Annotated in this window: 1 protein-coding gene; it reads left to right on the top strand. The window is 56.3% G+C overall.

Annotated elements, in window-relative coordinates:
• Window positions 1-119: 119 nt before the first annotated feature.
• The coding region (locus J5069_RS23845; RefSeq protein ID WP_264646127.1) for a tyrosine-protein phosphatase at window positions 120-618 on the top strand (499 nt) is incomplete at its 3' end.

The raw sequence follows: 618 nt of genomic DNA, 5'->3' as shown, positions 1-618 counted from the left end.
GAAACGCCGGATGTTGCGACGATGAAACTGGCGGAAACCGCTGCTGTTACGGTGGTGCTGGATGCCGCTCGCCGCTTATTGAGTGCCTGAGTTTTTCGCCACGAATTGCAAGGAGTTGTATGACATCATCAGCACCACGCCATCCCTCTCTGGTTGCGCTAGAGGGCGGCATCAATTTCCGTGATTTAGGGGGGTTGCATACCGCAGATGGGCAACGTATTCGCCCGCACAAACTGTTCCGTGCCGGCTCGCTGGATCAACTCAGTGCCGCTGATTGCGAGCACCTGGCCGGTGTCCCCGTATCGCATGTCGTTGATTATCGTGATCCTGATGAAGTAACGGCCAAGCCCGATATTCTGTGGGAAGGCGCGCATTATCACACGTGCCCCGCCAACCCGATTCGCCATGAGGTCACCGCCAGTCTAGAGTCGTTAGGTTCAGAGCGGCTCTCTGCATTTGACTCACAGGCCTTCATGCTGGAACTCTATCGGCGTTTACCGTTCAACAATCCCGCCTATCGTCAACTGGTTGCCCTGTTACAGAGGCCTGAAGAGGGTGCACTGGTACAGCACTGTGCTGTCGGCAAAGATCGTACTGGCATCGGCTCCGCTCTGGTGT

This window comes from Candidatus Symbiopectobacterium sp. NZEC127, assembly GCF_025962675.1.
Classification (GTDB): domain Bacteria; phylum Pseudomonadota; class Gammaproteobacteria; order Enterobacterales; family Enterobacteriaceae; genus Symbiopectobacterium.
Note: the sequence above shows the minus strand (reverse complement) of the source record. Positions and strands in the feature narration are given on the sequence as shown.